The sequence below is a fragment of the Catellatospora aurea genome, from assembly GCF_042663325.1.
Taxonomy (GTDB): domain Bacteria; phylum Actinomycetota; class Actinomycetes; order Mycobacteriales; family Micromonosporaceae; genus Catellatospora; species Catellatospora aurea.
The window spans coordinates 40,704-49,697 of the sequence record NZ_JBHTAC010000057.1; the positions used below are offsets into that span (position 1 = coordinate 40,704).

Genomic DNA, 8,994 nt, shown 5'->3' on the forward strand with positions numbered 1-8,994 from the left:
GCCGATTAGATTACGCCCGGTGTGACCACGAGTCATCCTGTTCTTCATGCCAGATCCGTGAGTGAAAATCACCCATTCTGAGCACTTTTACGCACTGTGACGTCATCGTAACCGTAAGCGCCCGGATGGGATAATCGACCATTCGGACGATCATCACGGTCACTGGACGGCTGACCCCGCAAAACGCCCCCCTCCGGTCGGCCCCGCGCCGGGCGCAACGTCACCAACAGCGGTTTCGCGCGCGACGTGCGCCGCTCTTAGCAGGTTGGAAACACGGGGGACGTCCCGGCGAAACTCCCGGACCGCAGGATTTCGCACATGACGCCCTCGGCCCCACCCGCCACTCGAGCCACGGCACTGCCGTTGCTCGGGTCGCCGCGTGAGGTCGCCACCCACTGCCCGTACTGCGCCCTGCAGTGCGGGATGACCCTGCGCGAGACGCCGGAGGGGCGGGTCGAGGTCGCCGCACGCGACTTCCCCACCAACCGCGGCGGGCTCTGCCAGAAGGGCTGGACATCGGCCGAGCTGCTGGACCACCCCGAGCGGCTGACCACCCCGCTGATCAAGGGAAAGCCGGCGACCTGGGACGAGGCGTACGGCGTCATCGTCGACGGCATCCGCCGGGTGCAGGAGACACACGGGCGCGACGCGGTCGCGGTGTTCGGCGGCGGCGGGCTCACCAATGAGAAGGCATACGCGCTGGGCAAGTTCGCCCGGGTGGCGCTGCGCACCGCCAACATCGACTACAACGGCCGCTTCTGCATGAGCTCGGCGGCGGCCGCCGGCAACCGCGCGTTCGGCATCGACCGCGGGCTGCCGTTCCCGATGGCGGACATCGCCGAGGCCGACACCCTGCTGCTGATCGGCGCGAACGTCGCCGAGACCATGCCGCCCTTCGCCCGATACCTCACCGAGCAGCGCCAGCGCGGCGGCACCCAGATCGTCGTGGACCCGCGGGCCACCCCGACGGCGCGCGCCGCCACCCTGCACCTGCAGCCCACCCCCGGCACCGACCTGGCGCTCGCGCTGGGCCTGCTGCACATCGTGGTCGCCGAGGGCCTGACCGACCAGGCCTACCTGGCCGAGCGCACCACCGGCTGGGACGCGGTCCGCCAGACCGTCGCGGGCTACTGGCCCGCCCGGGTGGAGCTGCTCACCGGGGTGCCCGTGGCCGACCTGGAGGCCACCGCGCGGGCGCTGGCGAGCGCCGACCGCGCGATCATCCTGACCGCGCGCGGCGCCGAGCAGCACGCCAAGGGCGTGGACACGGTCACCGCGTTCATCAACCTGGCCCTGGCCCTCGGGCTGCCCGGCCGCCCCGGCTCCGGTTACGGCTGCCTCACCGGGCAGGGCAACGGCCAGGGCGGGCGCGAGCACGGTCAGAAAGCCGACCAACTGCCCGGGTACCGGAAGATCGACGACCCGGCCGCGCGGGCGCACGTCGCCGGTGTGTGGGGTGTCGACCCGGACAGCCTGCCCGGTCCCGGCCTGTCCGCGTACGAGCTGCTCGACGCGTTGGGGCAGCCTGGCGGCCCGAAGGCGATGCTGGTGTTCGGCTCCAACCCGGTGGTCTCCGCGCCCCGCGCGGCCCGGATCACCGAGCGACTCCGGTCGCTGGATCTGTTAATTGTCTGTGACTTCGTGCTGAGCGAGACCGCGGCCATCGCCGATGTGGTGCTTCCCGTGGCACAGTGGGCGGAGGAAGACGGCACCATGACCAATTTGGAGGGCCGGGTGCTGCGGCGCCGCGCCCTCCGCAAGCCACCGCCAGGGACAGGGACGGATCTGGCGGTGATGGCCGAGCTGGCCTCCCGGCTCGGCCGAACCGGGGACGGTCGCTCCGTCGCCGGTGGCGAGCAGTCCGGCGGGTTCTCCGCCGAGCCGCGCGCCGTCTTCGAAGAGCTGCGGCGGGCCACCGCCGGAGGGGTCGCCGATTACGCAGGCGTCACGTGGGAGCGGGTGGACGCCGAGAACGGCGTTTTCTGGCCGTGCCCCGCGGCGGACCGGGCAGGCACGCCGCGGCTCTTCGAAGAAGGCTTCCCGACCCCGGACGGTCGCGCCCGCTTGATCGCGGTGGAGCACCGGCCGGTGGCCGAGGAGATCGACGCCGAGTACCCGCTCTACCTCACCACGGGGCGGGTGCTGGCGCAGTACCAGTCCGGCGCGCAGACCCGCCGCATCGCGGCGCTGCCCGGCGGGCCGTTCGTCGAGCTGAACCCGGATCTGGCCGAGCGGCTCGGCATCGACGACGGTGACACGGTACGGGTGGTCAGCCGCCGCGGCGAGATGATCGCGCCCGCCCGGCTGGTCACCACGATCCGACCCGACACCCTCTTCGCGCCCTTCCACTACTCCGGCATGGGCCGGGCCAACTCGCTCACCGGCGACGCGTTGGACCCGATCTCGCGGATGCCGGAGTTCAAGGTCTGTGCCGTACGAATCGAGCCGGTGACACCATGAACCCTGGCAACACCGCGCGGCATGGCTCTGCCCTGCCGCCTGCCGAGCGACCCCGCACCTCCCCCCACCACGTGATCGTCATCGGGTACGGCATGGCCGGCGCCCGGCTGGCGACCGAACTGTCGGCCGCGTCCGGCGTCGAGGTCACCGTGCTCGGCGCCGAGCCGCACCGGGCCTACAACCGCATCCTGCTGTCCAGCGTGCTGGCCGGCAAGCACGGCGAAACCGACATCACGCTGACCGAGGCCGCCGGGCACGGGGTGAAGACCCGCACGGGAGTCACCGTCACCGGCGTCGACCGCGCCGCGCGCACCGTCACCCTCGACGACGGCGAGCAGCTCGGTTACGACCACCTGGTGCTGGCCACCGGATCGCAGGCGATCGTGCCGCCGATCCCGGGACTGGCACAGCCGCACCCGCGCGTCGCCACGTTCCGCACGCTGGCGGACTGCCGCCGCATCCTCGACGCCGCGCAGGGCGCGCGCAGCGCACTCGTGCTCGGCGGCGGGCTGCTCGGTCTGGAGGCCGCGCGCGGGCTGGCCGGCCGCGGGCTGGCGGTCGAGGTCGTGCACGGCGTGGGCCACCTGATGGAGCGGCAGCTCGACCCGGGCGCCAGCGCGGTGCTGGTGCGCACGCTCGCCGAGCACGGCGTGGCCGTGCACCTGGCGTCGTCGGCGACCGGGGTCAGCGCCGACGACGACGGCGTGACGTTGCGGCTCAACGATCGCAACCTGCGCGCCGACCTGCTGGTGCTGGCGTGCGGGGTGCGCGCCGAGACGGGCCTGGCCCGCGCGGCGGGGCTGCGCGTGGAGCGGGGCATCGTCATCGACCGGCGCCTGGCCACCTCCGACCGGCGTATCTCGGCCATCGGTGACTGCGCGCAGTTCGGCGAGGTCGTCGGCGGGCTGGTCGCGCCCGCCTGGGAGCAGGCCAAGGTGCTGGCCGCCCGGCTCACCGGAGCCGACCCCGACGCGGTGTACGTGCCGAGTTCGCCGGTCACCCGGCTCAAGGCCTCCGGCATCGACCTGGCCGCGATGGGCAGCCTGCAACCGGACGCCGCCTGCGAGGACGTCAGTTTCGCCGACCCGGCCCGGGGCACGTACGCCCGCCTGGTCATCCGCGACGATCGGCTGACCGGCGCGGTGATGCTGGGCGACAACCCCAGCGTCGGCCAGGTCATCCAGCTCTTCGACCGCAAGGGCGTGGTGCCGCGCGACCGGCGCGCGCTGCTGCTCGGCCGGTCGCTGGGCGGCGCGGAGGCGCCGGTCGCCACGACCACGCCCGCGCTCATGCCCGACAACGCCACCGTGTGCCAGTGCAACACGGTCACCAAGGGCGCGCTGGTGCGCTGCTGGCGCTCCGGCGCCCGCTCGCTCGACGACGTCGTCGCCCAGACTCGCGCCACCACCGGCTGCGGCAGCTGCAAGGACGCGGTTGACGGCATCGTCGGGTGGCTGTCGACCTCGGACAGTGTGGGGGTGTCCTAATGAGCGAACGCAGTGAGCTCATCATGCGGCTCGAAGAACATGACGGAGCCGAGCGCAGCGAGGTGACGGCATGAAGAAACTCGTCGTCGCCGGGTACGGCATGGTGGCGCAGCGATTCCTGGAGGCGTTCGCGGAGCGGGCCGCCGAGGGCTGGTCGGTGACCGTGCTGGCCGAGGAGGACCGCCCGGCGTACGACCGGGTCCGGTTGTCGGCCTGGTTCGACGACTACGACGCCGGGGCGCTGCACCTGGGCGGCGCACCCGACGGGGTCGCCGTGCGGCTGAACGAGGCCGTCACCGGGATCGACCGGGAGCGCAGGGTCGTGCACAGCGCGTCCGGCGAGACACCGTACGACGCGCTGGTGCTGGCCACCGGCTCGCGGGCGTTCGTGCCACCGATCGCGGGCAGCGACCTGCCCGGTGTCTTCGTCTACCGCACCCTCGACGACCTGGCCGCGCTGAAGGACTGGGCGACCGCCGGCGGCCGCCGGGTCGGCGCGGTGCTCGGCGGCGGGCTGCTCGGCCTGGAGGCCGCGAACGCGCTGAAGCTGCTGGGCATCACCACGCACGTCGTCGAGTTCGCGCCGCGGCTGATGCCGCTGCAGGTGGACGAGGGCGGCGGCGCGGTGCTGAAGCGGCACATCGAGGCGCTGGACGTCACCGTGCACACCGGGCGCGGCTGCGCGGGCCTGGAGGGCGACGCGGACGGCGTACGCCGGATGCTGTTCAACGACGGCGGCTCGCTCGACGTGGACGTGGTCGTCGTGGCCGCGGGCATCCGGCCGCGCGACGAGCTGGCCGAGCCGTCCGGCCTGGCCCGCGGCCCGCGCGGCGGCTTCACGGTCGACGCCTCGTGCGCCACGGCCGACCCGGCGGTGTGGGCGATCGGCGAGTGCGCCGCGCTGTCGGTCGACTCCGGTGACGGGGTCTGCTACGGCCTGGTCGCGCCCGGGTACGCGATGGCCGAGGTCGTCGCCGACCGGCTGACCGGCGGCGAGGCGACGATGGCCCGCCCCGACACCTCCACCAAGCTCAAGCTGCTCGGCGTGGACGTGGCCAGCTTCGGCACGCCGTTCGCCGACGGGCTCGACGTGGTCGTCACCGACCAGGTCACCGGCGTGTACGCGAAGCTGCTGCTCACCGACGACGCGAAGACCCTGCTCGGCGGCATCCTGGTCGGCGACGCCAGCGCGTACCCGACGCTGCGGGCCTCACTCGGCGGGCCGCTGCCCGCGCCGCCGCTGGCGCTGCTCGCCCCGGCCGGGGACGGGTCGCCGAAGGCCGAACTGCCGGGCACCGCGCAGGTGTGCTCCTGCCACGCGGTGACCAAGGACCACGTCACCGACGCCATCGCCGGCGGCTGCACCGACGTGCCGGGGCTGAAGGCCTGCACCAAGGCGGGCACCGGCTGCGGCTCCTGCATCCCGCTGCTCAAGCAGCTGCTGGCCGCGGGCGGGGTGGCGCAGTCCAAGGCGCTGTGCGAGCACTTCGCCTACTCGCGCCAGGAACTGTTCGACATCATCCGGGTGCGCGGCATCCGCTCGTTCAGCGAGCTGGTGGCGGCGCACGGCACCGGCCGGGGCTGCGACATCTGCAAGCCCGCGATCGCGTCGATCCTGGCCGTGACCAACAGCGGCTACATCCTCGACGGCGAGGAAGCCGCCCTGCAGGACACCAACGACCACTTCCTCGCCAACATCCAGCGCGACGGCACGTACTCGGTGGTGCCGCGCATCCCCGGCGGTGAGATCACCCCGGAGAAGCTGATCGTGATCGGCGAGGTGGCCCGCGACTTCGGGCTCTACACGAAGATCACGGGTGGCCAGCGCATCGACCTGTTCGGCGCGCGGGTCGAGCAGCTGCCGCAGATCTGGCACCGCCTGGTGGACGCGGGCTTCGAGTCCGGGCACGCGTACGGCAAGGCGCTGCGCACGGTGAAGAGCTGCGTCGGCGAGACCTGGTGCCGGTACGGCGTGCAGGACTCGGTCGGCCTGGCCATCGAGCTGGAGCTGCGCTACCGAGGGCTGCGCGCCCCGCACAAGCTCAAGTCGGCGGTGAGCGGCTGCGCCCGCGAGTGCGCCGAGGCCCGCAGCAAGGACTTCGGCATCATCGCCACGGAGCAGGGCTGGAACCTCTACGTCGCCGGCAACGGCGGCTTCCGCCCCCGGCACGCGGACCTGTTCCTCACCGACGTCAGCACCGAGGAGCTGATCCGCACCATCGACCGGTTCCTCATGTACTACATCCGCACCGCCGACCGGCTGCAGCGCACCGCCGCCTGGCTGGAGGCGATGGAGGGCGGTCTGGACCACCTGCGTGCCGTCATCGTCGACGACGCGCTGGGACTGTGCGAGGAGCTCGACGCGCAGATGGCCCGCCACGTCGGGTCGTACGCCGACGAGTGGCAGGCCACGCTGCAGGACCCGCAGCGCCTCGCGCGCTTCGTCTCGTTCGTCAACGCGCCGGGCACGCCCGATCCCGACATCAGCTTCGAGGTCGAGCGCGGGCAGAAGATCCCTGCCCGCGGTCCGGTGCCGGTAACCCTGGGAGGTGCCCGATGACCACGACGACCCTGACCGTCACCTGGACGGCGATCTGCTCGTACAGCCGGCTGGAGGCGGAACGCGGTGTGGCCGCGCTCGTCGACGGCGTTCAGCTCGCGATCTTCCGGACCTACGAAGGCGAGCTGTTCGCCATCGGCAACCGCGACCCGATCGCGGGGGCGCAGGTGATGTCGCGCGGCATCGTCGGCACCCGCGGCGACGCCCCGACCGTCGCGTCCCCGCTGCACAAGCAGGTCTATGACCTGCGTACCGGCAAGTGCCTGGACGTGAGCGGGGTGGCCGTGCCGACGTACCCGATCCGCCGCAACGGCGACACGGTCGAAGTGGCTGTGGATACACCATGACCGAGCGCAGCGGGGCAGGGCGCGGCGGGCTGACGGGGAAGGCCGGGTCATGACCGAACTCGCGGGTTTCACCGTCGGGGTCACCGCCGACCGGCGGCGCGACGAGCTCGCCGCGCTGCTGGAGCGGCGCGGCGCGCGGGTCGTCATCGCCCCCGCGCTGCGCATCGTGCCGCTGCACGACGACTCCCAGCTGCGCGAGGCGACCCGGCGCTGCCTGGACACACCGCCCGACATCGTGGTCGCCAACACCGGCATCGGCATGCGCGGCTGGCTGGAGGCCGCCGAGGGCTGGGGCCTGGCCGACCCGCTGCGGACGGTGCTGGCCGAGGCGTACATCGTGGCCCGCGGCCCGAAGGCCCGCGGCGCGGTGCGTGCCGCCGGCCTGCACGACCAGTGGTCGCCGGACTCCGAGAGCTGCGACGAGTGCCTGGCCCACCTGCTCAAGCGGGGCGTGGCCGGGCAGACGGTGGCGGTGCAGCTGCACGGCGACCAGCAACCGGAGTTCTGCGCGTCGCTGCGCGCGGCCGGCGCCGAGGTCATCGAGGTGCCCGTGTACCGCTGGGCGCCGCCGCTGGACTCGGCACCGCTGCACCGCCTGGTCGATCTCGTGTCGAACCGGCTGGTCGACGCCATCACCTTCACCTCGGCCCCGGCCGTCGGCGCGCTGCTGGCGGCGGCCGGGCCGGGCGGGGACGCGGTGCTGGAGGCGCTGCGGGCCGACGTCGTCGCCGCGTGCGTCGGGCCGGTGACGGCCGCCCCGCTGATCAGGCACGGCATCCCGGTCATCGCCCCGGCGCGGGCCCGGCTCGGCGCGCTGGTCCGCGCCATCGCCGACGAGCTGCCCCGGCGGGCGGTGACCCTGCAGGTCGCCGAGCACCAGCTGACCCTGCGCGGGCACGCGGCGATGGTCGACGGCGAACTGCGCCCGCTCGCCCCGGCTCCGATGGCCGTGCTGCGCGCGCTGGCCGCCATGCCGGGCAAGGTGCGCTCCCGGGCCTCGCTGCTGCCTGCGCTGCCGCGCGGCGCGGACGAGCACGCCGTCGAGATGGCCGTGGCCAGGCTGCGTGCCGGTCTGGGTGATCCCGCCTTCGTCCAGACGGTGGTCAAAAGGGGCTACCGGCTGCCGGTGGACTGAAACCGCCATCGGACGTATGGTCCCCGCGTGATGCGTTTCTGGGGCAGGCTGCTGGCAGCGGCGTTCGGCATGGCGGCGCTGGTCGGGGCAGCCCAGTTCGGCGTCGTTTATGGACTCGACGTGTTGCGGCTGGACCGTGAGTTCGTCGCGGGCACCGACAACGACTGGAACCTGCAGCTCACCTGGGTGGTGTGGTTCACCATCGTGGCGGTGGCCGGCGGGGCGACCTTCGCGGCCGGGCTGGCCCAGCGCGACCGCCGCCGCATCGGCGCGGCCGTGCGTATCGTCACCGCGGTGGCCGCGGCGCTGGGCGCGGCGGCGGCCGCCTTCCCGCTGACGTTGCAGCCCGCGCGGTATGCCCGGCTCAGCGCGGCGTTCGACCCGGAACTGACCGCCGCCATCGCGGTGGCCGCCGGGGTCGTCGCGGGCCTGTTCGTGGCGCTGCTGGCGGTCGGCCGGATGCCGCTGTCGGCGAACCTGTGGGCCTGCACTGGCGCGGTGTGGCTGCTGGCGATCCTGTCCTACCTGGACACCACCGGGTTCTCCCGCAACCGCGACGCGCTGGGCGAGTACTACGACCCGATGCGGCTGGGCGTGCTCGACATCAGCAGCCTGCAGCCGATCCCACGCGCCTCGTTCTCGATGCCCGTGATCGCGCTGCTGGTGGCGCTGGCCTGCGCCCTGACCGCCCGGCACGTGGGCCGCTCGCGGCTGCTGATCGCACTGTCCGGGGCGATCGGCCCGCTGCCGGTCGCGATGGCGTACGTCATCGGCGGCCCCGGCATCTCCCGCGCCCTGACCGACCAGGCCGACGCCTACCTCGGCGCGATGATCGCCGTGGTGGTCGGCCTGATCGCCTCATCCATCGTCGCCCTGGCCCCCCGCCGCCCCGGCGTCCTCTGACCCGCCCCACCCACTCCCACCCGGCGCGCTCCGCGCGCCGCGCGCCGCCTCACCCCTGGCGCAACTCTTAAAGACTCGCGGCCTCACGTCATACGTGAGGCC

The 8,994-nt window shown here is 73.3% G+C and carries 6 protein-coding genes; all 6 read left to right on the plus strand.

The genetic code is table 11. The annotated features are described in order from the left end of the window. Positions 1 to 318 precede the first annotated feature (318 nt). The 6 genes from ACFQO7_RS33945 to ACFQO7_RS33970 all read left to right on the plus strand — a co-directional run bounded on the left by ACFQO7_RS33945 (position 319) and on the right by ACFQO7_RS33970 (position 8,892). Positions 319 to 2,460 carry a molybdopterin oxidoreductase family protein gene (locus tag ACFQO7_RS33945; RefSeq protein WP_376810213.1) on the plus strand — a complete coding sequence of 714 codons (2,142 nt, stop codon included), beginning with the start codon at positions 319 to 321 and terminating at the stop codon, positions 2,458 to 2,460. Continuing rightward, a complete protein-coding gene (locus ACFQO7_RS33950; RefSeq protein ID WP_376810214.1) occupies positions 2,457 to 3,947 on the plus strand; it encodes an FAD-dependent oxidoreductase in 1,491 nt (496 codons plus the stop codon). The genes ACFQO7_RS33945 and ACFQO7_RS33950 overlap by 4 nt, the downstream gene beginning before the upstream one ends. Before the next feature lie 70 nt (positions 3,948 to 4,017). Then, positions 4,018 to 6,507, plus strand: a complete 2,490-nt coding sequence (gene nirB / locus ACFQO7_RS33955; RefSeq protein WP_376810215.1) for a nitrite reductase large subunit NirB — start codon at positions 4,018 to 4,020, stop codon at positions 6,505 to 6,507. After that, positions 6,504 to 6,854 (plus strand): nitrite reductase small subunit NirD, encoded by a 351-nt coding sequence (gene nirD, locus ACFQO7_RS33960; RefSeq protein WP_376810216.1) that lies wholly within the window; start codon positions 6,504 to 6,506, stop codon positions 6,852 to 6,854. Before nirB ends, nirD begins: the two co-directional genes overlap by 4 nt. Before the next feature lie 49 nt (positions 6,855 to 6,903). Further along, on the plus strand, positions 6,904 to 7,989 hold the full coding sequence (locus tag ACFQO7_RS33965; RefSeq protein WP_376810217.1) for a uroporphyrinogen-III synthase: 1,086 nt from the start codon (positions 6,904 to 6,906) through the stop codon (positions 7,987 to 7,989). A gap of 27 nt (positions 7,990 to 8,016) precedes the next feature. Next, entirely contained in the window at positions 8,017 to 8,892 is an 876-nt protein-coding gene (locus tag ACFQO7_RS33970; protein ID WP_376810218.1) for a hypothetical protein, read from the plus strand. Positions 8,893 to 8,994: the final 102 nt, after the last annotated feature.

Bases quoted from the DNA above. Each gene is read 5' to 3' on its own strand.
- ACFQO7_RS33945 (WP_376810213.1), top strand. From the start codon at position 319: ATGACGCCCTCGGCCCCACCCGCCACTCGAGCCACGGCACTGCCGTTG.
- ACFQO7_RS33950 (WP_376810214.1), top strand. From the start codon at position 2,457: ATGAACCCTGGCAACACCGCGCGGCATGGCTCTGCCCTGCCGCCTGCC.
- nirB (WP_376810215.1), top strand. From the start codon at position 4,018: ATGAAGAAACTCGTCGTCGCCGGGTACGGCATGGTGGCGCAGCGATTC.
- nirD (WP_376810216.1), top strand. From the start codon at position 6,504: ATGACCACGACGACCCTGACCGTCACCTGGACGGCGATCTGCTCGTAC.
- ACFQO7_RS33965 (WP_376810217.1), top strand. From the start codon at position 6,904: ATGACCGAACTCGCGGGTTTCACCGTCGGGGTCACCGCCGACCGGCGG.